Source organism: Winogradskyella helgolandensis, from assembly GCF_013404085.1.
GTDB classification, from domain to species: domain Bacteria; phylum Bacteroidota; class Bacteroidia; order Flavobacteriales; family Flavobacteriaceae; genus Winogradskyella; species Winogradskyella helgolandensis.
The window spans coordinates 313043-338067 of the sequence record NZ_JABFHO010000001.1 but is presented as its reverse complement, the minus strand read 5'-3'; the positions used below and the strand labels follow the sequence as shown (position 1 = coordinate 338067).

15 protein-coding genes are annotated in these 25025 nt (G+C 35.2%); 13 read left to right on the top strand and 2 right to left on the bottom strand.

What is annotated here, in order from left to right:
* Positions 1–11: 11 nt before the first annotated feature.
* Entirely contained in the window at positions 12–1610 is a 1599-nt protein-coding gene (locus HM992_RS01230) for a RagB/SusD family nutrient uptake outer membrane protein (protein WP_179318279.1), read from the bottom strand.
* 5 nt (positions 1611–1615) lie between these two features.
* Positions 1616–4513 (bottom strand): SusC/RagA family TonB-linked outer membrane protein, encoded by a 2898-nt coding sequence (locus HM992_RS01225; protein ID WP_179318277.1) that lies wholly within the window; start codon positions 4511–4513, stop codon positions 1616–1618.
* 270 nt (positions 4514–4783) lie between these two features.
* Here HM992_RS01225 and HM992_RS01220 point away from each other — a divergent pair, with 270 nt between their 5' ends.
* From HM992_RS01220 to HM992_RS01160, 13 genes are all read left to right on the top strand, one after another.
* A complete protein-coding gene (locus tag HM992_RS01220; RefSeq protein ID WP_178983254.1) occupies positions 4784–5830 on the top strand; it encodes a LacI family DNA-binding transcriptional regulator in 1047 nt (348 codons plus the stop codon).
* A 134-nt stretch (positions 5831–5964) separates the two neighbouring features.
* Entirely contained in the window at positions 5965–7323 is a 1359-nt protein-coding gene (locus tag HM992_RS01215) for an MFS transporter (RefSeq protein ID WP_179318275.1), read from the top strand.
* Positions 7324–7327: 4 nt separating this feature from the next.
* Complete coding sequence (gene pgmB, locus HM992_RS01210; protein ID WP_179318274.1) at positions 7328–7984, top strand: beta-phosphoglucomutase; 657 nt, start codon at positions 7328–7330, stop codon at positions 7982–7984.
* A gap of 45 nt (positions 7985–8029) precedes the next feature.
* Positions 8030–10336 (top strand): glycoside hydrolase family 65 protein, encoded by a 2307-nt coding sequence (locus tag HM992_RS01205; RefSeq protein ID WP_179318272.1) that lies wholly within the window; start codon positions 8030–8032, stop codon positions 10334–10336.
* A 180-nt stretch (positions 10337–10516) separates the two neighbouring features.
* Positions 10517–12457, top strand: a complete 1941-nt coding sequence (locus HM992_RS01200; RefSeq protein ID WP_179318270.1) for a glycoside hydrolase family 13 protein — start codon at positions 10517–10519, stop codon at positions 12455–12457.
* Positions 12458–12536: 79 nt separating this feature from the next.
* The gene (locus HM992_RS01195; RefSeq protein WP_179318268.1) at positions 12537–14975 is read left to right on the top strand and encodes a TIM-barrel domain-containing protein; all 2439 of its coding nucleotides are present in this window, start codon (positions 12537–12539) and stop codon (positions 14973–14975) included.
* A gap of 4 nt (positions 14976–14979) precedes the next feature.
* On the top strand, positions 14980–16860 hold the full coding sequence (locus HM992_RS01190) for an alpha-amylase family glycosyl hydrolase (protein WP_179318266.1): 1881 nt from the start codon (positions 14980–14982) through the stop codon (positions 16858–16860).
* 166 nt (positions 16861–17026) lie between these two features.
* Positions 17027–18703, top strand: a complete 1677-nt coding sequence (locus HM992_RS01185) for an alpha-amylase family glycosyl hydrolase (RefSeq protein ID WP_179318264.1) — start codon at positions 17027–17029, stop codon at positions 18701–18703.
* Positions 18704–18763: 60 nt separating this feature from the next.
* Entirely contained in the window at positions 18764–20884 is a 2121-nt protein-coding gene (locus tag HM992_RS01180) for a glycoside hydrolase family 97 protein (RefSeq protein WP_179318263.1), read from the top strand.
* Between the two features lie 248 nt (positions 20885–21132).
* Positions 21133–22695 (top strand): protein adenylyltransferase SelO, encoded by a 1563-nt coding sequence (locus HM992_RS01175; protein ID WP_179318261.1) that lies wholly within the window; start codon positions 21133–21135, stop codon positions 22693–22695.
* Between the two features lie 22 nt (positions 22696–22717).
* Positions 22718–23443, top strand: a complete 726-nt coding sequence (locus HM992_RS01170; protein WP_179318259.1) for a flavodoxin family protein — start codon at positions 22718–22720, stop codon at positions 23441–23443.
* Between the two features lie 60 nt (positions 23444–23503).
* Entirely contained in the window at positions 23504–23785 is a 282-nt protein-coding gene (locus tag HM992_RS01165) for a DUF427 domain-containing protein (protein WP_178983266.1), read from the top strand.
* 9 nt (positions 23786–23794) lie between these two features.
* Positions 23795–25012 (top strand): bifunctional alpha/beta hydrolase/OsmC family protein, encoded by a 1218-nt coding sequence (locus HM992_RS01160; RefSeq protein WP_179318257.1) that lies wholly within the window; start codon positions 23795–23797, stop codon positions 25010–25012.
* Positions 25013–25025: the final 13 nt, after the last annotated feature.

Sequence of the window (25025 nt, the reverse complement as noted above, 5' to 3'; positions counted from 1 at the left end):
TGCTTTATTTTTTAGTATCCAGGATTTTGTGAAAGATTAGGGTTAGATGACATACTTAAACTAGGAATTGGAAAAAGGTTTAAGTGTGCTGGTATAGCGATACCGTTGCTTCCGTTTCCTTTCCATGCCCAATTGTAATTTCCACCAGTAAATAATCCAAAACGAATTAAATCTTGTCTTCTGTGTGCTTCCCAATGTAATTCTCTAGCTCTTTCATCTAGTATAAATGGTAGTGTTAAATCACCTGTAGAAATTGTATTAGGGTTATTTGCACGAGTTCTTAATGCATTAACCAAATTAACAGCTTCAGTGATAGTTCCACCTCCACCACGAAGATGAGCTTCAGCATACATTAAATGGACATCAGCTAATCTAAATAGTGGAAAATCCGTATCCACAAAAGTTTGATCTACACCAGCTACTCCATCAGAGCTTACATTAGAAAATTTTTGAATAATATACCCTTGATTAGGATCTGATATATCTGTAATACCAATTGGTCTCTCGGCAGAAATGATAGTATTTCTATCATCATCGATAAAGTTTCCACCTTCCCAAAGTTGAGCAAATTCTTTTCTAACGCGTATAGCTCCTCCCCAAGCAGCTTCTGATACACCAACTTCTGCACCATTAACTTCAAGACTTCCTACTGAACCATTAATCATAACGGTTGTTGGTCCGTAGTTTTGAGTTGTAGATCCATCAGAAATAATAGGGAAAATAACTTCGCCAGTTGCAGAATTTAAGTTGTTATCCGCTTGGAAATTATGTTTATATTCAGTTGCAAGGACATAACCAGAACTTAATAATTGTTGGCAGTAATTCATACAGTCGGTATATCTTGGTGTTCCTGTATAAACTTCTGCATTAAGATATATTTTTGCAAGAATCATATAAGCTACTCCTTTGTCAGCTCTTCCGTATTGGTTTTGACCAGCATCTACTAAATCCGATTCGATATCTAATAATTCACTTTCAATAAATTCAAAAAGTTCAGCGCGCTCGGCAACTGGTAAAACAGTATTTATAGCATTTGCTTCGGTACCAAAATTTGCTTTTCCAAAGAGGTCCATCATATAATAGTAAGATAAAGCTCTTAATAATCTTGCTTCTGCACGGTATTCAATTATATCTGCGCGTGTACTTTCAGATACTCCTCTAGAATCTAACTTGTCTGCAGTTGTTTCTCTTAAAAAGTTATTTGCAAGTGCAATAGTTAGATGTGTTCTACTGTACATTCCTAGAATCATAGGGTTTTGAGCGGTCCAAATATTACGTTGAAGCTCTCTAGTTCCTGGATCATTTTCGTAAGACCAAATCATTTGATCTGCTGTTAAAGTCTGTAGGTATAGTAATACACGACCAAATTGACTCGTACCTGCATCAATACCTTCAATATTAGAAGATTCTGGGCCACTTGTTCCTGTTAGAGCAAGATTAGCATAAACACCAGCAATTACACGTTCGTAGGCTGCTTCATCTTCGTAAAGTTCTGAGCCTAATAAAGTGTCGTCGTCATTTGGTATAATATTTAAGTCTTCTGTACAAGACGTCAATGTAAACACCATTAATACGGCAATGACACTAATATTTTTTATTATTCTTTTCATAGTTGTTAAAATTTGAAATTAGCACCAATTAATATATTTCTTGGTCTAGGATAAATTGTATTATCAATGCCATTAAATACTTCTGGGTCTAAACCACTGTATTCTGTTATTGTAAATACATTTTGGATACCTCCCCAAAGTCTTATCGACGATATAAATTTTGATAAGTCTTTAAACGTATACCCTAAAGTAATGTTATCCATTTTTAAGAATGAAGCATTTTCAACATATACATCAGAGATGATAACATCAGATGTGGTTTGAAAATTAGTGTCTAACACAGATGTTGGTATGTTACCCAATACAGCGTTACTACGTAATAAATCATATTGAGCACGTGCGGAATTTACGTTGTTATAAACGTAATTTCCGATGTTAGCTCTTAAGTTAAATGAAAAATCAAACCCTTTATATTCTAAATTCGTTTGAAATCCTAAAATAACATCGGCATCTGGGTTTTCTTTAAGGTAACGATCTTCATCATTAATAATGTTATCTCCATTTAAATCGACATAAGCACCTTCGATATAATTACCTTCAGTATCTCTTAGTTGTTTAAATACGTAGAAAGAGTTTGGTGATTCCCCTTCTCTAAATAATTGAACAAAGTTTCCGGTTCCACCTGCAATACCTCCAGTAGTGACATCTTGACCAAAAGCTAATTCAGTGATTTCTCTGTCTAGGAGCGTTGCGTTAAAGTTGAAATTTAAGTTGAAATCTTCTTTTCTAATAACATCTGTATTAATTGTAAATTCTAAACCTTGAATTCTAAGATTTCCAATATTTTGAACGACACTGTTAGAGAAGTTACTTCCATCTGGCACAGGAGCGTTAAATAATAAGTCTTCTGAATCTTTCTGGAAGACGTTTAAGCTACCTGTAATACGCTCATCAAATAAGCCGTAATCAACACCTATTTCTAAAGTTTTTGTTTCCTCCCATTTTAAATCAGGATTAATTTCAGAAGGAATTAAAGACGATATAACACCATTTCCAAATTGGTACTGAGAGTTATCCTGTCCTGCTTGGTAACGGCTTAAATATAAATCGCGTTCCCCAATTTCTTGTTGCCCTGTAATACCATAACCAGCTCTTAATTTTAAGCTAGAAATTGTTTTAGAATCTTTAAGAAAATCTTCATCACTTATTTTCCATGCTAAAGCACCAGCGTAGAAATCTCCCCATCTGTTGTCTTCACTAAAACGCGATGTTCCATCTCTTCTATAAGTCAATGTCATTAAGTATTTTTCAGCGACTGTAAAGTTAGCTCTTCCAAAAAATCCAATTAAGACAATATCCGGATCAGCAAACGTATCACCAAAACTATTTGGGTCTATCTGATTTCCGGTATAATAACCTTCATTAGTGAATTTTTGGTACGAATAACCAGCGGTTAAATCTGTACCTATTATACCAAAGTCTTTCTTATAGTTTAAGAACCCATCTAAAGATTGATTTGTTCTTTCTTGGTAACTAAATGAACTATTTCCTTTAATAGGATCATTTGTTGCATACACTGAGTTGTTTCGAGAGATACCTTCAGTTTTATCATAACCTAAGTTCAATACAAACTTCATCTCTGGTAAGAAATGGAACTTATAATCGAAATTAAGATTACCATAGAAACGTTCAGAATCACCAATATTATTAGTTTGTAGTAATGAAGCTACTGGATTTGAACCTCCTAATAAAAGTGTGTTACCATTTCGGTGCTGGTAAAAGCCTCCAAAAGGTGATGTTGGGTCGTAAACCGGTTGTGTTGGGTCATAACCAAGTGCAGCACCAATTTGTCCTGAATCTGCAAATCTGTTATCCTCATAAGAGAGGTTCGTATTTAAGTTAACCTTAAGGTGGTTATCTAAAAAGGTTGGATTTAAAGATAAAGACAGGTTACGTCTATCAAATTCAGAAGTTAATAAAGCACCTTCTTGTTCAGTTACACCAAAAGAAAAACGTGCAGGTATAGTTTTAAATAAAGAACCTCTTAACGTAATGTTGTGGTTCACTGATACCGTTTTTCTGAAAATTTCATCTTGCCAATTCGTATTAGCATCTCCTAATTGAGAGATAAAATTATTTGGTAAATTTTGAGCGGCTACTAGCGCACGGTATTTCTCTGCAGAAAACACTTCAATTTGCTCGTCTATATCACCTAAAGTATATTGAACATCATAATCGACACTAAATTCTGATTTTCCTTTTTTAGTGACTATAATAATAACACCGTTTGATGCTCTAGAACCGTAAATAGCAGTTGCTGAAGCATCTTTTAAAACGGTAAAAGAGTCAATATCGTTAGGGTTAATGCTCGCTAAAACCCCTCTAGAACCTCCGACGTTATCATTAGAGATTGGTAATCCATCAATAACAATTAAAGGATTATTAGAAGCGTTAATAGAAGAACCACCTCTAATTTTAATTTCAGAGCCCGATCCTGGAGCACCACTAGTATTGACGGTAACACCGGCAACACGTCCACTTAATAAGTTTTCTGGTGTTACAATGTTTCCACGTGTAAAATCCTTTGATGTTACAGCGTCAACAGAACCTGTGGCATCTTTTTTAGTGGTAGTACCATAACCAATAAGTATAACCTCGTCCAATTGAGAAGCATCCTCCTCAATAACTATATCTATACTTGCTTGTCCTGTAAACTCAATTTCTTGTGTTGTATAACCAAGATAAGAGATTACAATAATTTCACCTTGACTTACTTCTAAGGTATACTTACCATCGAAATCCGTAGCGGTTCCTCTGGCAGTACCTTTAATAATAACATTTACACCTGGTAGAGGCATGGCGTTTGCTTTATCTGTAACAGTACCCGTGACGGTAGATTGCGCCAGCAAAGTTGCCGGCAGCATAATGAGACAGAATAGTAAAGCATTTAAAACTGTTTTCATAAAATGTTTTTAAATTAATTGCTTAGTTATTTGATTTATATTTTCACTTCTCGGGATAAATCTATGTAAATTTAGCGTGATTTAACATTAAAATAACATGACGAAAGTCACGAAAACGTTTTCGTGTTAAGAACTTTTTGAGAAACCGTAACATTATCATTAAAATAATGAAAAATTACGCTTTTTTCAATAATGCTACGCGAAAATTATGAAGTTAGAAATTATGAATCTATTTTTTGACTTATATTCGTCCTACATTTAGAATCTATTATGAAGAGAAAAATTACCCTAAAACAAATCGCTAGAGAGCTCGATGTATCTATTTCTACAGTTTCTAAAGCATTACGAAATAGTGCAGAGATTAGCGATGATACGAAGCAGAAGATTCAGGCTTTTGCTAAGCTTTATAACTATAGGCCTAATAATATAGCGTTAAGTCTTAAGAATAGAAGAACAAATACAATAGGAATTATTATTCCGGAAATTGTACACCACTTTTTTTCTGAAGTGATTAGAGGTGCGGAGTTAGAGGCTAATAAGAGAGGTTATAATGTGATTATTGGTTTGTCTAACGAGTCGTTTTCTAAAGAGGTTATAAATATGGAAATGCTAGCTAATGGTAGTATCGATGGTTTTATTCTTTCCATGTCTAAAGAAACTCTATTACAGCAAGATTATCATCATTTCAATGAAACGATGAGCCAAGGGATGCCAATTGTAATGTTCGATAGGGTAGTGTCTGAAATAAAATGCGATAAAGTAATTGTCGATGATTTTAATGGTGCTAAAAATGCAGTCGAAAAATTAATAGCAAACCAGTGTAAGTCTATTGCTTTAATAAGTACCCAAGATTATGTTAGTGTTGGTAAGTTGAGAACACAAGGTTATCTTGAAGCTCTACAAGAAAACAATATCACTGCAGAAGCAAAATTAATATTAAAAGTAGATGACGCTTTAGATTATGAAGTTCATTTAGAAGCTTTAGAGGCTGAGATCGAGCAACTTTTTAAATCGAATGAAAAAATAGATGGTGTTTTTGCAGTCAATGAATTGTATGCCATAACAGCCATGAAAGTCGTTAGGAAATTAGGATTAAATGTACCTAACGATGTACAGGTCATTGGATTTACAGACGGAGTGCTTTCTAAACATGCGACGCCGAGTCTTACTACTGTACGCCAACATGCACAGCTTATGGGAGAAAAGGCAGCTCAACTACTCATAGATAAATTAGAAAGCGAATTTAATAGTGCAGACGAAGAGTTTCAAACGGTTGTTATCGCAACCGATTTAGTAGAGCGAGAATCCACCAAATAAAAATTTGTCATTGTTGTTCTAAAATCTTTTTTATCTTTGTACCATATTCAAAACTTATATTTTCACTTCTCAACGAAAATAAGTTTTGATAAGCTAAGCTTGTCAGAATAGTATCAACTCTAATATACTATTTCATGGAAAAGCGTAGAATGAGTTTCTGGCAAATCTGGAACATGAGTTTTGGATTTCTAGGAATACAGATGGGTTTCGCCCTTCAAAATGCCAACGCAAGTAGAATTCTTCAAATTTTTGGAGCTGATGTTCACGAACTATCATGGTTTTGGATCATTGCACCCTTAATGGGTCTAATTGTTCAACCTATTGTTGGATATTATAGCGATAGAACTTGGGGGAAATTAGGACGAAGAAAACCTTACTTTTTAGTAGGTGCTATTTTGTCCTCTATAGGTCTTGTGCTTATGCCACAAGCAGACATGTTTATTGCATTTTTACCAGCACTATGGGTTGGAGCAGGAATGCTAATGATTATGGATGCTTCTTTTAATATTGCGATGGAGCCTTTTAGGGCTTTAGTTGGTGATAATTTAAGAACAGATCAGCGTACAGCAGGTTTTAGTATTCAAACGGCTTTAATAGGTTTCGGAGCCGTTATAGGTTCGTGGTTGCCTTATGCTTTAACCAATTGGTTTGGCGTTTCAAACGAAACGGTTGCAGGTGTCGTGCCAACAAATTTAATTTTGTCTTTTATAATAGGAGCAATTATCTTAATTATTTCTATTCTAGTTACAGTAATAACTACTAAGGAGTATTCCCCAGAAGAACTAAACAGTTTTGAAGATCAACACGAAGGTTCTGATAGTTCATTATTAGGTGATGAAAAAAAATCAAGTCTTTTCGATATTTTCGATGATTTTAGAAAAATGCCAACAACTATGCGTCAATTAAGTTGGGTGCAATTCTTTTCTTGGTTTGGGCTTTTTGGTATGTGGGTTTTTGCAACACCAGCAATAGCACAACATATTTATGGTTTGCCTTATACGGATAGCAGCAGTTCTACATATCAAGATGCTGGAGATTGGATTGGTATTCTTTTTGGTGTTTATAACCTTATTTCCGCATTTTACGCATTTGCACTTCCTTATATCGCTAAGAAGATTGGAAGGAAACGTACGCATGCAATTTCATTAGTGATTGGTGGATTAGGATTACTATCAATCTATATTATGCCAGACAAAAACTGGCTTATTGTTTCAATGATAGGTATCGGAATTGCTTGGGCAAGCATTCTTGCTATGCCTTATGCTATTTTAGCAGGTTCTATTTCACCTAAAAAGATGGGTGTTTATATGGGGATTTTTAATTTCTTCATTGTAATTCCTCAAATAATCAATGCCTTAATTGGCGGACCACTGGTTAAGTATGCTTATGGAAATCAAGCCATATTTGCTTTAATGATGAGCGGTCTTAGTTTTTTAATTGCAGCGGCATTAGTATCAAAAGTTAAAGACGTTGATGACGTTATTCAAAAATAAATAAATGAACAAAAAAGGATTCATATTCGATCTTGATGGTGTTATCGTAGACACTGCAAAATATCACTTTTTAGCATGGCAGAGACTGGCTAAAGGTTTAGATATTGATTTTACAGAAGAAGAAAACGAACAATTAAAAGGAGTAAGCCGCGTGCGCTCTTTAGAAAAAATATTGGCGTGGGGAAATAAAACGATTTCTCAAGATTTGTTCAATGAACTCATGGGTAAAAAGAACGAAGAGTACTTGAGCTTTATTGCTGAAATGAACGAAAACGAAATCTTACCAGATGTTCCTCGAGTTTTGAATCTTTTAAAAGATATGGAGCAACCGATTTCTTTAGGTTCTGCAAGTAAAAATGCACGTACAATTTTAGAACGTGTGAATCTCATGGCAGATTTTGATGCTATTGTAGATGGTAACGATGTTACAAAAGCAAAGCCAGATCCAGAGGTATTTCTTATTGCAGCAAAAGAAATAAATATAGAGCCAGAAGATTGTATCGTTTTTGAAGATTCAGTCGCAGGAGTTACTGCGGCTAATACAGCAAATATGATTTCAATAGGTATAGGAAGTAAAGATGTTTTAGGACATGCAACATATGTATTTAATGATTTTACAGAAATCTCTGATGATTTTATAAAATCTTTAATCGAAAACTAAACAGAAGTAAAACGTCTCGTATTGAGATTTTTAAATAACATTATCATGAACCTAGATTACATCATCCCAAACAATTGGTCAATTATAGAAGAAGGATTTGACCCAAGTCAGGTTAAGGCATCAGAAAGTTTATTCAGCATCGGAAATGGAGCGATGGGACAACGCGCTAATTTTGAAGAAAAATATTCAGGCCCAACATTTCAAGGAAGCTACATTGCTGGAGTTTATTATCCAGATAAAACAAGAGTAGGTTGGTGGAAAAATGGGTATCCAGAATATTTTGCTAAAGTATTAAACGCGCCCAGTTGGATAGGTATAAACGTCACTATCAATAACGAGCAACTCGATTTATTTGCTTGTAAAAATGTGAAGGACTTCCGTAGAGAATTAAACATGAAAGAAGGTTGGTTGTCGCGAAGTTTCGTTGCAACACTTCAAAATGATATTGACGTTGAGGTTAAAACAAAACGTTTTTTAAGTTTAGATTTGGATGAAGTTGGTGCGATTGAATTTAATATTACGCCTTTAAATTCGGATGCCGAAATTACTTTCGAACCGTATTTAGATTCAGGTATTACCAATGAAGATACCAATTGGGACGATAAGTTTTGGGATACTTTAAAAGTCAGTCATGAGAATCATCAAGCCTTTATTCAGGCTAAAACCATGAAAACAGATTTTTATACTTGTACGTTTATGGAATCTGAGGTTTTTATTGACGGGAAATCGGTTTTAATAGAACCAGATTTTACTTCAGATGCCAATTTAGCGTCTTTTAAATATTCGTTTAACGTAAAGCAAAATGAAACCTATACCATTCACAAATTTGGTGGTTACACTGTAGATCGCGATCACGATAAAAATGAATTAGTGTCCGCTGCAAAAACGACCTTAGATAAAGCGAAAACAGCTGGCTTTTCAAAGTTATTAGACGATCAAAAGCAAGCTTGGGCTCAAATTTGGGACATGGCAGATATTACTATCGAAGGAGATGTCAAAGCGCAACAAGGTATACGTTTTAATATTTTCCATCTGAACCAAACGTATTTAGGTACTGATGAAACGTTGAACATCGGTCCAAAAGGATTTACTGGAGAAAAATACGGAGGAAGTACGTATTGGGATACGGAAGCCTATTGTATTCCATTTTACATGGCTACAAAAGACCAAAGTGTAGCTAGAAAATTATTGGCATACCGATATAATCATTTACCAAAAGCGATTGAAAATGCTGAGAAATTAGGCTTTACCAATGGAGCAGCATTATATCCAATGGTGACTATGAATGGTGAAGAATGCCATAACGAATGGGAAATTACGTTTGAAGAAATCCATAGAAATGGTGCCATAGCATTTGCCATTTTCAACTATTACAGATACACAGGTGACTTTAGTTATATTCCAGAAATGGGACTTGAAGTTTTAATCGGAATTTCACGTTTTTGGCATCAAAGAGCAAATTTCTCTACCAATAAGAATAAATACATGATTCTTGGTGTTACCGGACCTAATGAATATGAAAACAACATCAACAATAATTGGTACACTAACTATATCGCCAAATGGTGTATTGATTATACGCTGGAAACTATTGAAAAAGTAAAAGAAGGTCATAGTGATGATTATGCGAGAATTTCAGGTAAAACAAAAATTACACATGAAGAGTTAGCACTTTGGAAAGAGGTAGCTGATAATATGTATTTCCCGTACTCAGAAGAACATAATGTATATCTTCAACAAGATGGTTTCTTAGATAAAGAATTAATTACAGTTGCCGATTTAGATAAATCACAACGCCCAATTAATCAAAAATGGTCTTGGGACAGAATTTTACGTTCACCTTATATTAAGCAAGCCGATTTACTTCAAGGCATGTATTTCTTTGAAGATCAATTTACAACCGAAGAATTAGAACGTCATTTCGATTTTTATGAGCCATTCACAGTTCACGAAAGTTCATTGTCACCTTGTGTACATAGTATTCAGGCAGCGAAGTTAGACCGAATGGATCAAGCGTACACCTTTTATTTAAGAACATCACGTTTAGATTTAGATGATTATAATCACGAAGTTCATGAAGGTTTACACATCACCTCAATGGCTGGTACTTGGATGAGTATTGTTGAAGGTTTCGGAGGTATGCGTATTAAAAATGACACCTTATCTTTTGAGCCTAAGATTCCAGCACAATGGGAATGCTATTCATTTAAGGTGAATTTTAGACATCAAATTATCACAGTAAGTGTTAGTCAGAATGAAACACAATTTGAATTGGAAGGAGATGCTGATTTAGATATTTTGGTTAATGGAAAAGCAGTTACTATTAGTGCTAATAATTTAGTAACGGTTTGATTAAATTTTAATAAAAACACCCCTAAAGTCCGCTCAAGGTGGACATTCCACTCAGTTGAATCAAAGGATTGTCCCCTTGAGGGGACTTTAGGGGTGTAAGACATAATAAAAACGAAAATACTCTTCCAAATACCAACGTTTCAAAAACCTTTGATGTAAAGTAATAATAGTATAAATAAAATGAAAGCACTAAAACAAATCCTAATAGTTTTGCTCGTTACAACTGTGTTTTCATGCAAAAAAACGACTTCAGAAGAGAAAGTCGTTTTCGAAACCATCACAGAAATTAGAAACGACATTCAACGTGTTGAACCGCCAAATTGGTGGATTGGCTTCAAAAATCAAGACTTACAATTATTGGTAAAGCATCCAAATATTGGAAATGCGACACCTAAAATGTCTTATCAAGGTGTTTCTATAACTAAAGTTCATCAAGCAGACAGTCCAAATTATCTTTTCCTAGATTTAGAGATTTCGGAAACCGCAAAAGCAGGACAATTTAATATTACATTTCAGCGCGAAGACGGTTCAGAATTAATTCAAACTTACGAACTAAAATCACGCGAAAAATCAGCTGAGGATTTCATTGGGTTCAATAGTTCAGATGCCATTTATTTAATCACACCAGATCGTTTTGCGAATGCCAATCCTCAAAATGATAGCGTCGAAGGATTACTTCAACAAGGTATCGATAGAACGAACGATTATGCTAGACATGGTGGAGATATTCAAGGCATCACTAATCACTTAGATTATATTGATGATTTAGGCTTTACAGCGGTTTGGCCTTGTCCAGTTGTAATTAACGATATGCCAAGTGGCTCATATCATGGTTATGCGATGACGGATTTCTATAACGTAGATCCTCGGTTTGGGACCTTAGATGAATACCGAAAATTAGCTGATGATTTAAGATCGCGAGATATGAAACTCATCATGGATCAAGTCGCTAATCATTGTGGTTTGGAGCATTGGTGGATGAAAGATTTACCTTTTAAAGATTGGGTTAATTACCAAGAATTATACGAAGAGAATATTGATAATTGGGATTGGAAAGTGACTAAAACCTCCAATCACAGACGGACTACAAATCAAGATCCTTATGCGTCTAAAAAAGATCATCAGGAAATGGCAGATGGTTGGTTTGTATCTGGTATGCCAGATTTAAATCAACGTAATCCGTTTATGGCCAACTATATTATTCAGAATAGTATTTGGTGGGTAGAAACTTTAGGTTTAGGAGGCATTCGTCAAGACACCTATCCGTATTCAGACAAAACATTTATGAGTTATTGGGCAGGAGCGATCATGACTGAATATCCTAATTTTTCAATCGTAGGAGAAGAATGGAGTTATAATCCATTGTTAATTGGGTATTGGCAAGACGGTCAGAAAAATAAAGATGGCTACGAATCTAACTTAAAATCAACTATGGATTTTGCCATGCAAAAAAATATAGTTGATGCACTAAATGAAGAAGAATCTTGGGATCAAGGACTCGTAAAAATGTATGAGGGTTTAGCTAATGATTTTGCGTATGCATCACCAAAAGATATTATGGCATTTTTAGATAATCATGATAAGAGTCGGATTTTTACAGAATTTAATGGTGATGTTGCGAACACGAAAATGGCACTGAGCTATTTATTAATGCTACCAAGAATTCCACAAATTTACTACGGAACTGAAATCTTAATGGACGATTTTGATAATCCTGGAGACCATGGGTTAATAAGAACTGATTTCCCTGGCGGATGGGAAGGTGATACAATTAATGCTTTTACAGGGGAAGGACTTTCAGATGCTCAAAAAGAGATACAGTCTTTTCTCAAAAAAATATTGAATTACAGAAAAACGAGTGAAGCCATTCACAATGGTAAAACGGTACATTTTGCACCACAAGATGGAGTTTATGTTTTAGCCAGGATTTTTGAAAATGAAACTATTGTTCATGTGATTAATAAAAATGAGAATCCGATAGAACTCGGTTTGGAACGGTTTCAAGAATTAGAACTTAACGGAAAAACGTTGAAAAATATCATTTCCGATGAAACACTAATTTGGAATAATAGTCTGTCTTTACCTACTAAAGGCAGTTTAATATTGACTACTAAATTTTAAAAAGACTTAACAGGTCTAAAAAGTTGAATTAAACATATCCTGCAAGGTTTCAAAAACCTTGTAGGTATAAAAGCTAAATATGAAAAAATATATTTTCTTAATCATAAGTTTAATATTTGCGATTTCAATCACTGCTCAAAACGAGGAAAGAAAGTTCAAAAGTGTAAAGAAAACAGACTTTACGGTTGAAATAGAAGTAAGTGATGGAACTTATCAATTCTTAATTTATAATCCATCTATTATAGAAACAACTTTCATTCCTATAGGTGAAAAATTAAAACCTATTTCTCATGCTGTTACTTTAAAACCCGAAAACATGAAGCATATGGTTTCAGCGCATGGAGATATGATTTTCAATGGTACAGATTATTTAAAGGAGTTTAAAGAAGATGAAAATAATATTGTTTTGTTAACTGAAGGGGTGCAAATTGATATCCAAAAACAACCTTTTCAAATATCTTATTATTATAAAGGCAAACCAATTATTTCCGAAAAAGCAGGTTACGTTAAAAACGACAGTCTAGAAACTATAGAATTCAATCTTACCAAAGATGAAGTTTTATACGGAGGAGGCGCAAGGGCTTTAGGAATGAACCGTCGTGGACACCGTTTGCAATTATACAATAGAGCACATTACGGTTATGAAACACACAGTGAATTAATGAACTTTACATTACCAATTGTGTTGTCGTCTAACAAGTACATGATTCACTTCGACAACGCACCTATCGGTTTTTTAGATTTAGATAGCAAAGGGGATAATACCTTAAAGTACGAAACCATTTCTGGCAGAAAAACATATCAAGTGATTGTCGGAGATTCTTGGTACGACATTACTAATAATTACACCGACTTAACCGGAAAGCAACCTATGTTACCACGTTGGGCGTTGGGGAATTTTTCAAGCCGTTTCGGATACCATTCTCAGGAAGAAGTAGAAATGACCATCGCTAAATTTAAAGAAGAAGAAATTCCCGTCGATGCCATTATTCTCGATTTATATTGGTTCGGAAAAGACTTAAAAGGCACCATGGGAAATCTGGAAGTGTTTAGAGATTCCTTTCCAGATTTTGAAGGCATGGTAAAACGGCTAAATGATAAAGGTGTAAAAACCATCACCATCACAGAACCGTTTGTTTTAACCACGTCTAAAAAATGGGATGAAGGTGTTGAAAAAGATGTGTTGGCTAAAGATTCTATCGGAAATCCTGCCAAATACGATTTCTATTTTGGCAACACTGGACTCATAGATATTTATAAACCTGAAGGCGAAAAGTGGTTCTGGAATATTTATAAAGATATCGCCAATATGGGAGTTGCAGGTATTTGGGGAGATTTAGGAGAACCCGAAGTACATCCAAGTTGGGTACAACATCACACAGGTTCTGCAGACGAAGTTCATAATATCTATGGTCACGATTGGGCACGGTTAATTCACGAAGGTTATCAACGTGATTTCCCAAACACAAGACCATTTATTTTAATGCGTGCTGGATATTCTGGCTCACAACGCTATGGTATGATTCCATGGTCTGGAGATGTGAATAGAACTTGGGGAGGTTTACAATCTCAACCAGAAATTGCCTTACAAATGGGAATGCAAGGTTTGGCTTATATGCATTCCGATTTAGGCGGATTTGCAGGAGATAATTTAGATGATGAATTGTATGTGCGTTGGTTGCAATATGGTGTGTTCAATCCTATTTTTAGACCACATGCACAAGAAGATGTACCTAGCGAGCCTATTTTTAGAAGTACGAAAGCAAAAGCTTTAGCAAAGCAAGCTATTGAATTACGTTACAAATTATTGCCTTACAATTACAATTTGGTTTATGAAAATAACCAATCCGGGAAACCGTTGATGAGACCATTATTTTTTGAAGAATCTGATAACCCTGAATTATTCAATTACTCAAAAACTTATTTATGGGGAAATGATATTTTGGTGTCGCCTGTTTTGGAAGCTGGTAAAAGAGAGCAGGAGGTTTATTTTCCGAAGGATAATGTGTGGTTCGATTTTTATACTCATAAGAGAATTGAAGGTGGACAAACAAAAACGGTTCAACTCAAAGAAAATTCTATTCCGACGTATGTTAGAGCTGGTGCTTTTATCCCGGAAGCTGAGTTGGTGCAAACCACCTTAGATTATAAGGATACGTATTACCATGTGCATTATTACTATGATGAATCTGTAACTGCGAGTTCAGCTCAAATTTATACAGATAATGGGATGTCTTCAAATCCAATTCAAAATAAAAATTATGAATTGCTTTCATTTGATATGACTAAAAATGGAAGGCAATTAGAATTTAATATTAACGATACCATAGGTGAAAAACTTGAAACAAAAGGTCGCGTATTTTATTTATTAATTCATGGACTAGATAAAAAACCAAAAAGCGTGATTGTTGGACCAAGTCGTCGATTTGAATGGGATGAAAATTCAAAAGTGCTTAAAATCCCAGTTGAGCGCAATCCAAGGGAACATTCTTTAATCAAAATCAAACTAAAAAAATAATGCAATGCACATAAAAAATCTTATCTTAATTGCTTTAGTTTTTACAGTGTTTATGAGTTGTAAAAACGACATAAAAGAGTTGCCAAAAACAAAAGAAATTAAAACTCAAATGAAGAAAAAAGAAGTCGTTTATCAAGTTTTTACACGTCTATTCGGAAACACAAATACGACTAACAAACCTTGGGGAACTTTAGAAGAAAATGGGGTTGGGAAATTCAACGATTTTACGGATAAAGCCTTAAAAGAAATCAAGGACTTAGGCGTAACACATATTTGGTATACAGGAGTGCCGCATCACGATGTCATTACAGATTATACGGAATTCGGCATCTCAAATGATGATCCAGATATCGTAAAAGGTAGAGCTGGTTCACCATATGCTGTAAAGGATTATTATAATGTGAATCCAGATTTAGCAGTCAATGTTGAAAACCGATTAGAAGAGTTTGAAGCCTTAATTGAACGTTCTCACAACGCAGGATTAAAAGTCATTATAGATATCGTTCCTAATCACGTGGCACGTAATTACGAAAGTTTAACTAATCCTGAAGGGATAACCGATTTTGGTGCAGACGATGATAAAACTAAGACTTACGACGTTAACAATAATTTTTACTACAATCCGGGTGAAGCCTTTAAAGTACCAGAGTGGAAAAACGGTTACCAACCTTTAGGTGGAGAACAACAGCCTTTAGCAGATAGTAAGTTCGAAGAAGTTCCAGCCAAATGGACAGGTAATGGCTCAAGAGCATCGCAACCAGACATCAACGATTGGTACGAAACGGTAAAAGTTAATTACGGAGTTTCACCAGAAGGTAGAAAAGATTTTGACGAGTTACCAGATGGTTTTGATAATGAAGATTATAAAAAGCATTTCGAGTTTTGGAACGGTAAAACAGTTCCAAGTTCTTGGATAAAATTCAAAGAGATCGCTTTGTATTGGACCGAAAAAGGCGTGGATGGATTCCGTTATGATATGGCAGAAATGGTGCCAGTTGAATTTTGGAGTTATATGAATTCAGCTATAAAAATGGAAAATCCAGATGCGTTTTTATTAGCGGAGGTGTACAATCCAAGTTTATATAGAGATTACATCCGAAAAGGGAAAATGGATTATTTATATGACAAAGTTCAGTTATACGATACCTTAAAACATGTGATGCAAGGGCATGGAAGTACAGATAATGTGCCACCAATTTTAGATGATTTACGAGATATTGAGCACAACATGCTTCTCTTTTTAGAAAATCATGATGAGCAACGTATTGCAAGTCCAGATTTTGCAGGAAGCGCAGAAAAAGGAAAACCTGCAATGGTCGTTTCTGCAACGTCATCCACAGCACCAACCATGATTTATTTTGGTCAAGAATTCGGAGAACCAGGCGCTGAAGATTTAGGCTTTGGAGATCCAACGAGAACGTCAATTTTTGATTATGGTTCAGTGCCTAGTCAGGTGCGTTGGGTAAACGATAAAAAGTTTGATGGTGGGCAATCCACAGAAGCAGAAAAAGAACTTCGTGATTTTTATAAACGACTGTTGAATTTTACGATAAATAGTTCGGCTTTGATGGGCGACTATCAAGATATTCAACATTACAACCATCAACATACGGAATGGTATAATGATAAAGTATTGTCATTTGTACGTTGGAGTGACGACGAGAAGTTGATTATTATTTCAAATTTCAATGCAGAAAACACCTATGGCTTCGAATTGCAATTACCAGAAGATTTGGTTCAGAAATTAGGACTTATAGGTGGCGAATATGAGGTAAAAGACGAGTTGTATAATGCTTATTCATCAACATTAAAAGTAGAAAATGGTAAGGCTGAAGTGAGAATTGATATCAAACCTTTAGAGTCGTTTATTTTAAAAATTAACTAAGTCCTAGCAGGTTTTACAAACCTAGCAGGACGCACAATAATAAAATAATCAATCGTCACTTCGAGTGAATTTGCGAAGTATGATCAAATTTGTATCGAGAAGTCATTAAAAAAAATTATAAGTCTTTGTTGGTTTTAAAAACCTAGCAAGTCTAAAACTATAAAACATGAAGAAACTATTTTTATTCACCTTTATACTAATCACTTTGAGCTGTAAAAATAAGGACAAGGAACACATGGTTGCTGTTGCAGAGACAGAACAAACTATTGAAACACCTTTCGTTTGGGAAGGTGCAAATCTCTATTTCTTATTAACAGATCGTTTCAATAATGCTGACCCTTCAAACGATATTAATTTTGACAGAACCAAAGAAACGGCTAAACTCAGAGGGTTTAAAGGAGGAGACATCAAGGGTGTTACGCAAAAAATTAAAGAAGGGTATTTTACCGATTTAGGAATTAACGCCATTTGGATGACACCAATTGTTGAGCAAATTCATGGCGGAACCAATGAAGGCACAGGAGTTACTTATGGTTTTCATGGCTATTGGACCAAAGATTGGACAGCGATTGACCCCAACTTTGGAACCAAAGCAGATTTACATGAATTGGTGAAAGAAGCACATGCTAAAGGTATTAGAATTGTGTTAGACGCGGTGATTAATCACACAGGACCTGTAACTGATAAAGATCCGGTTTGGCCAGGAGAATGGGTGAGAACTGATAAACAATGTTCTTACGATAATTATGAAAATACAGTAAGTTGTACCTTAGTTGCTAATCTTCCAGATATTAGAACGGAAAGTAATGACAATGTAGACTTGCCACCACAATTAGTAGAAAAGTGGAAAGCAGAGGGGCGTTACGAACAAGAAGTTAAAGAGCTCGATGCATTTTTTGAACGTACTGGCCATCCAAGAGCTCCTCGTTTTTACATCATGAAATGGCTGACGGATTACATCACAGAATTTGGGGTTGATGGTTATAGAGTAGATACGGTAAAACATGTAGAAGAATATGTTTGGACGGAATTTAAAGTGGAATGTGATTTTGCCTTTGCCGAATACAAAAAGAATAATCTTGAACAAGTGTTAGATGATAACAATTTTTATCTGCTTGGTGAAGTCTATAATTATGGAGTTAGTACAGGTCAGGAATTTGATTTTGGAGACAGAAAAGTCAATTATTTTGATCCACCAAGTTTTCAAAGTTTGATAAATTTTGAGTTCAAATACAATTCAAAAGACAAAGGTTATGAAGATTTATTCACGCATTACAATGCCATTCTACATGATGAATTAAAAGGTTTCGGAACCGTAAACTATTTAAGCTCGCATGATGATGGTCAACCTTTTGATGCCCAAAGAAAAAAACCATTTGAAACGGCTAATAAACTATTGTTGTCACCAGGAACGTCGCAAGTTTATTATGGAGATGAATCTTCGCGTTCACTTGTTGTACCAGGAACGGAAGGTGATGCGACATTGCGTTCAATGATGAATTGGGATTCTATTGCTAAACGAAAACGAACAAAAGAAGTCTTATCGCATTGGAAAAAATTAGGTCAATTTAGAGCTAAGCATCCTGCAATTGGAGCAGGAACTCATCAAATGATTACAGAACAACCTTATTACTTTTATAGAAGTTACCAAAATGGAAATTTTAAAGATTTAGTCGTTGTTGGTTTAGATCTCGAAAAAGGTAAAAAAGTAATCGATGTCTCTGAAGTTTTTGAAGAACGCGTAATGCTTCGTGACGCCTATTCTGGAGAAACAGCAACTGTAGAAAATGGAAAAATTATTTTAGATACAGACTTTGAAGTCGTTCTATTAGAAAGAAAGTAAGCTATAAAATTGACCTGTAAGGTTTCCAAAACCTGACAGGTCTTAAATATTATAAATATTATGAAAGTATACATTTTAGTTTTTGCAATCGCATTGGCATTATTCTCATGCAATTCAGAAAAAAAACAAACCACACAAATCAGTTCACCAGACGAAAAAGTGGTAATTGATTTTAATATCAATAATGAAGGACGACCATTTTATACGGTTCAGTTCAATAATAAAACGGTTGTTGATACCTCTTATTTAGGTTTTGAATTTAAAGATGTTCCGGCTTTTAATAAGAATTTCATAATTAAAAATACAAGTAGTTCAACCTTCAATGAAACTTGGCAAATGCCTTGGGGAGAACAATTAGATGTGGTTAACCATTATAATGAACTAAAGATTGAGCTTCAAGAAAAAACAAGTCCAGAACGTTTTTTAAATATCGTGTTTAAAGCTTATGATGATGGTATTGGATTTAGATACGAATTCCCACAACAAGCTCGATTAAAAGGGGATGTTTTTATAACAGAAGAGCATACTGAATTCAACCTTACAGAAGATTATAAAACCTTTTGGATTCCAGGAGATTGGGATATCTACGAACATTTATACAATACAACAAAATTGTCTGAAATTGATGCTTTGCAATTTGCAAATCATAAAAATTTAGCACAAACTTACATTCCTGAAAATGCTGTAAATACACCGGTTACTATGGTGGGAAGTGATGGAACACATTTAAGTTTTCATGAAGCTGCTTTAGTAGATTATTCTGGAATGACCTTAAAAGTTGATACTGAAAATTTGAACCTGAAAAGTAATTTAGTAGGTTCAGAAAATACAGATTACAAGGTGAAACGCACGATGCCTTTCAATACCCCTTGGAGAACGATTCAAATTACGGATAACGCTCCCGATTTAATTGAATCTAAGCTTATTGTTAATCTAAACGAGCCGAACAAACTAGGTGATGTGTCTTGGTTTAAGCCGATGAAATATACAGGGGTTTGGTGGGAAATGCACTTAGGGAAATCGTCTTGGGATTACGGAATGACTCAAGATATGAGTACATGGACAGATGGTGGAACATCTAATGGAACTCATGGCGCCAATACCGAAAATGTAAAACGATTTATTGATTTTTCAGCTAAAAATAATATAGGTGGCGTTTTAGTGGAAGGCTGGAATACCGGTTGGGAACATTGGATTGGTTTTGAGGACCGTGAAGGTGTTTTCGATTTTGTAACCACATATCCAGATTACGATATTGAAGAAGTTGTGCGTTATGGAAAGGAAAAAGGCGTAGATATTATCATGCACCATGAAACCTCTGCAGCAACGGAAACATACACTAAGCAACAAGATACGGCTTTCGCTTTGATGCAGAAATACGGTATGCATACCGTTAAAACAGGTTATGTTGGAAAAATACTACCCAAAGGAGAATACCATCATGGCCAATATATGGTGAATCATTATAACAATACCGTTGAAAAAGCAGCGAAATATGAAGTGGCTATCAACGCACATGAACCGATTAAAGCAACAGGTCTAAGACGAACCTATCCAAATACAATTTCGAGAGAAGGGTTAAGAGGGCAAGAATTTAACGCGTGGGCAACAGATGGAGGTAACCCACCAGAGCATCTACCAATTGTAGCTTTTACAAGAATGCTGTCTGGACCAATTGATTTTACTCCTGGTATTTTTAATATAAAATTTGACGAATACAAAAAGGACAATCAAGTGAATACAACCATTGCGCAGCAATTAGCCTTGTATGTGGTTATTTACAGTCCGGTACAGATGGCTGCCGATTTAGTAGAGCATTACGAAGCGAATCCAGAACCTTTGCAATTTATCAAAGATGTTGGTGTCGATTGGGAAACCACTAAAGTTTTAAATGGTGAAGTTGGAGATTATGTCACCATTGCTAGAAAAGAAAGAGAGACTGGGAATTGGTTTGTTGGTGGTATAACGGATGAAAATTCTAGAAATATTGATGTTGTTTTTGACTTTTTAGATGAGAACCAAATTTATGAAGTGATTATCTATAAAGATGGAGACAAGGCGCATTGGGATAACAATCCATTAGATATTTCTATTGAAAAAATTGAAGTTAAAAAGGGTTCGACATTAAGCGTACAACTAGCCGAAGGTGGTGGGTTTGCAATTAGTCTGATGAAGAAGTAGTTTAAAATCGAAGCTATACTGTTGTTCAATATTTTAATCATTTTGTAGCGTAACTTACGCTCTCAGTATGGTCTTTTTTGCTTCATAATTTTAGAATTTTAACTAAAATTTGCAGAGCTCAATCCGTTGACTTAGCATTTGAGTTAATATGAAATCGTATTTTTATAAACAATTGTAATATTAAATGGTTTATTGCAATGCTAAAATTACTTACCATATTTAAGTCACTCAAATGCTAAATTAGATAGATGAAGTTACACATAAAAGATACATTTAGTAAAGAGTTACCTTCAGATTCTAATACGGATAATAGCAGACGCCAAGTCTCTGAAGCCACACATTCGTTTGTTAATCCTAGAATACCATCGCAGCCTAAATTAATTCATGCTTCAATAGAGATGGCTAATGCCATTGGTTTAGAGGAAGAAGATATCAATTCAAAAGACTTTTTAGAGGTTTTTTCGGGCTCTAAAGTTTATCCAAAAACAAAACCTTATGCTATGGCCTATGCTGGTCATCAATTTGGCAATTGGGCTGGACAATTAGGCGATGGAAGAGCAATAAATCTATTCGAAATTGAGCAAAATAATAAACGGTGGGCCATTCAACTAAAAGGGTCTGGCGAAACACCATACTCAAGGCAAGGTGATGGGTTGGCGGTTTTACGTTCTTCTATTCGCGAGTATTTATGTAGCGAAGCCATGTGTCATTTGGGTGTGCCCACTACCAGAGCGCTGAGTTTAATATTGTCTGGTGATGATGTTTTGCGAGATATGCTTTATAACGGTAATGCCGATTATGAAAAAGGAGCTATCGTCGCTAGAGTAGCACCGACTTTTATTCGGTTTGGTAATTTCGAGTTATTTGCAGCACGAAACGATATTAAAAACCTCAAAAAACTAACCGATTATACTATAAAATACTTTTATCCAGAATTGGGTAAACCTTCAAAAGAGACATACATTAAATTTTTTGAAGCGGTGACACAACGCACTTTAGATATGATTATCCACTGGCAACGCGTTGGTTTTGTTCATGGAGTGATGAATACCGATAACATGTCCATTCTAGGCTTAACCATAGATTATGGGCCTTATGGATGGCTAGAAGATTTTGATTTTGGCTGGACACCAAACACCACAGACAAACAGAACAAACGTTACCGTTTTGGTAATCAGCCCAATATTGGACTTTGGAATTTATTACAACTCGCCAATGCCTTATATCCGTTAATTGAAGAAGCCGAACCTATAGAAGCTATTTTAAATCAGTATCAGGTTGATTTTGAAAAGCAATCACTTCAAATGATGCGCTCTAAATTAGGGTTGCAAGTAGAACTTGAGGACGATGCCAAATTGATACAAGATTTTGAAGATTGTTTATTGTTGTCTGAAACCGATATGACGATAGCATTCCGATTATTAGCGAACTACAAAAAAGATAATCCGGACAATGGCATAGAAATCATAGAAAACGCATTCTATAAACCTGAAGAATTAACCGAAGATAATTTAATGCAATGGAAAGTTTGGTTCAAAGCTTACGACCAACGCTTGCAGAAGGAGACAATTACAGATTCAGAACGTCAACAAAACATGAATGCTGTAAACCCAAAATATGTGCTTAGAAATTATATGGCGCAGTTAGCTATCGATAAAGCGGATGAGGGTGATTATGGTTTGGTAGATGAATTATTTCAACTACTTAAAAAACCTTACGATGAGCAGCCAGAGCACGAAAAGTGGTTTGCCAAACGCCCAGAGTGGGCACGACATAAAGTAGGTTGCTCTATGTTGAGTTGCAGCTCTTAATTTTTAATAAAAAAACAGAACAATGGATTTTTCAAAACTTAAAGTATTATACATCAATTGCACATTAAAGAAATCACCTGCAGTAAGTCATACCGAAACGCTTATGGAGGTCTCTCAAAATATTTTAAAAAAGGAGAACGTATCTTTTGAAACGATTCGACTTATAGATTTAGATGTCGCTGTTGGTGTGTATCCAAATATGACAGAACACGGTTGGGTGAAAGATGACTGGCCAAGTATTTATAAAAAAGTGAGTGAAGCCGATGTCTTAATCGTAGGAACACCAATTTGGTTAGGTGAAAAATCTTCTGAAGCGCAAAAGTTAATTGAACGTTTGTATGCTATGAGCGGAGAAACCAACGATAAAGGACAATATGTTTTCTATGGTAAAGTAGGAGGATGTATGGTAACGGGTAATGAAGACGGCGTAAAACATTGTGCTATGGGAATATTGTATTCGCTGCAGCATGTCGGTTATTCTATTCCGCCGCAAGCCGATTGTGGATGGATTGGCGAAGTAGGACCAGGACCAAGTTATGGTGATACTAAATGGAAAGATAAAAGCATCAATCCCCCAGTAGGTTTTGATTCAGAATTCACCAATAGAAACACCACATTTATGACTTACAACCTTTTACATTTAGCAAAGCTATTGAAAGAAAATAAAGGATATAGTAATTACGGTAATTCTCGAGAAGCATGGGACAGTGGTACACATTGGTCTTTTGAAAATCCAGAATACAGATAGAAATTAAGCATCCACAAATGGAGCGAGATTAAAGTTTCTGTTTGATAAAAAACAATAAAGATGAAAGCAATTTGGAATAATAAAGTCATAGCAGAAAGTAATGACACTATAGTAATAGAAAGAAATCATTATTTTCCTCACGAAAGTATAAAAAAGGAATTTTTTAAACCAAGTGACTTAAACTCTGTATGCCCATGGAAAGGCACAGCATCGTACTATACGATAGAGGTTGATGGTAAGGAAAATAAGGATGCAGCTTGGTTTTATCCAGAAGTATCAGAATTGGCAAAGGGGATTAAAAACCATGTCGCTTTTTGGAGAGGTGTAACAATTGAAGATTAAAATTAGGTTATGAAAAGCACAAAACTCAAGATAAAAAATAGAAAAGGCCTTATTCTCAATGCCAATTTAGAATTACCAGCCAATCAGAAACCAAATTACTATGCCATTTTTGCACATTGTTTTACATGTAGCAGTAGCTTAAGTGCTGTTAGAAATGTGAGTAGAGCATTAACTCAAAATGGCTTTGCGGTGTTGCGTTTCGATTTTACAGGCTTAGGTCGTAGTGAAGGCGAATTTGCTGATAGTCATTTTTCTGCAAATGTAGATGATTTGTTAGATGTCCATAAATACATGGAAGAACACTACCAAGCGCCAAGCTTATTGGTTGGGCATTCATTAGGTGGAGCAGCCGTATTAGTGGCGGCTTCAAAGCTTGAAACAGTAAAAGCAGTTGCTACTGTAGGTGCGCCATCAACAGTAAATCATGTAAAGCATTTATTTTCGCATCAGGTTGAAGACTCTGCAGAAAAAGGCGATGTAGAAGTAAATATTGGTGGTCGTCCATTTGTTATCAACCAAGATTTTGTTGAAGAATTTGATAAAACGGACTTGCCTACAATAGTTAAAGATTTACGCAAACCGCTATTGATTATGCATGCGCCTTTCGATAAAATAGTGGGTATTGAAAACGCTGAGAAATTATACAAAAAGGCACACCATCCAAAGAGTTTTGTAACTTTAGATAATGCGGATCATTTACTAACTAAAGAAGAAGATAGTCAATATGTTGGTGAAATTATAGGAACTTGGGCTAAGCGTTATTTCCCTAAGGCTAAAAATAAAATGTTAAGTACCGAAGGTGAGCAACTAGTTGGTCATTTAAATATTGTCGAAAACAACTTTACCACGGAAATCCAAACTAAAAATCACGCGTTCATTGCCGATGAACCTGCAAGTGTTGGTGGAAGTGATTTTGGCCCTTCACCATACGAATATCTCAATGCCGCATTAGCAGCTTGTACGGTAATGACCTTAAAAATGTATGCCGAACGAAAAAAATGGGATTTAAGAGAAGTCTATGTTTATATATCACACTCTAGAAAACATAGTGATGATTTAAATCTTGTTACAGAGCAGCCAAAATACTTAGACCACATTAGCAAAAAGTTAAAATTGATTGGTGATTTGACAACAGAACAAAAAGACCGTTTAAAAGAAATTTCCTCGCGTTGCCCTGTGCACAAAACCATTGCAAGCGAAGTCGTTTTTGAAACTGAAATATTATAAATTAGCGTGGAAA

What these genes read in the sequence shown, in the direction of transcription:
- HM992_RS01230 (WP_179318279.1), bottom strand. Translation starts at nt 1,610, where the DNA reads ATGAAAAGAATAATAAAAAATATTAGTGTCATTGCCGTATTAATGGTG.
- HM992_RS01225 (WP_179318277.1), bottom strand. Translation starts at nt 4,513, where the DNA reads ATGAAAACAGTTTTAAATGCTTTACTATTCTGTCTCATTATGCTGCCG.
- HM992_RS01220 (WP_178983254.1), top strand. Translation starts at nt 4,784, where the DNA reads ATGAAGAGAAAAATTACCCTAAAACAAATCGCTAGAGAGCTCGATGTA.
- HM992_RS01215 (WP_179318275.1), top strand. Translation starts at nt 5,965, where the DNA reads ATGGAAAAGCGTAGAATGAGTTTCTGGCAAATCTGGAACATGAGTTTT.
- pgmB (WP_179318274.1), top strand. Translation starts at nt 7,328, where the DNA reads ATGAACAAAAAAGGATTCATATTCGATCTTGATGGTGTTATCGTAGAC.
- HM992_RS01205 (WP_179318272.1), top strand. Translation starts at nt 8,030, where the DNA reads ATGAACCTAGATTACATCATCCCAAACAATTGGTCAATTATAGAAGAA.
- HM992_RS01200 (WP_179318270.1), top strand. Translation starts at nt 10,517, where the DNA reads ATGAAAGCACTAAAACAAATCCTAATAGTTTTGCTCGTTACAACTGTG.
- HM992_RS01195 (WP_179318268.1), top strand. Translation starts at nt 12,537, where the DNA reads ATGAAAAAATATATTTTCTTAATCATAAGTTTAATATTTGCGATTTCA.
- HM992_RS01190 (WP_179318266.1), top strand. Translation starts at nt 14,980, where the DNA reads ATGCACATAAAAAATCTTATCTTAATTGCTTTAGTTTTTACAGTGTTT.
- HM992_RS01185 (WP_179318264.1), top strand. Translation starts at nt 17,027, where the DNA reads ATGAAGAAACTATTTTTATTCACCTTTATACTAATCACTTTGAGCTGT.
- HM992_RS01180 (WP_179318263.1), top strand. Translation starts at nt 18,764, where the DNA reads ATGAAAGTATACATTTTAGTTTTTGCAATCGCATTGGCATTATTCTCA.
- HM992_RS01175 (WP_179318261.1), top strand. Translation starts at nt 21,133, where the DNA reads ATGAAGTTACACATAAAAGATACATTTAGTAAAGAGTTACCTTCAGAT.
- HM992_RS01170 (WP_179318259.1), top strand. Translation starts at nt 22,718, where the DNA reads ATGGATTTTTCAAAACTTAAAGTATTATACATCAATTGCACATTAAAG.
- HM992_RS01165 (WP_178983266.1), top strand. Translation starts at nt 23,504, where the DNA reads ATGAAAGCAATTTGGAATAATAAAGTCATAGCAGAAAGTAATGACACT.
- HM992_RS01160 (WP_179318257.1), top strand. Translation starts at nt 23,795, where the DNA reads ATGAAAAGCACAAAACTCAAGATAAAAAATAGAAAAGGCCTTATTCTC.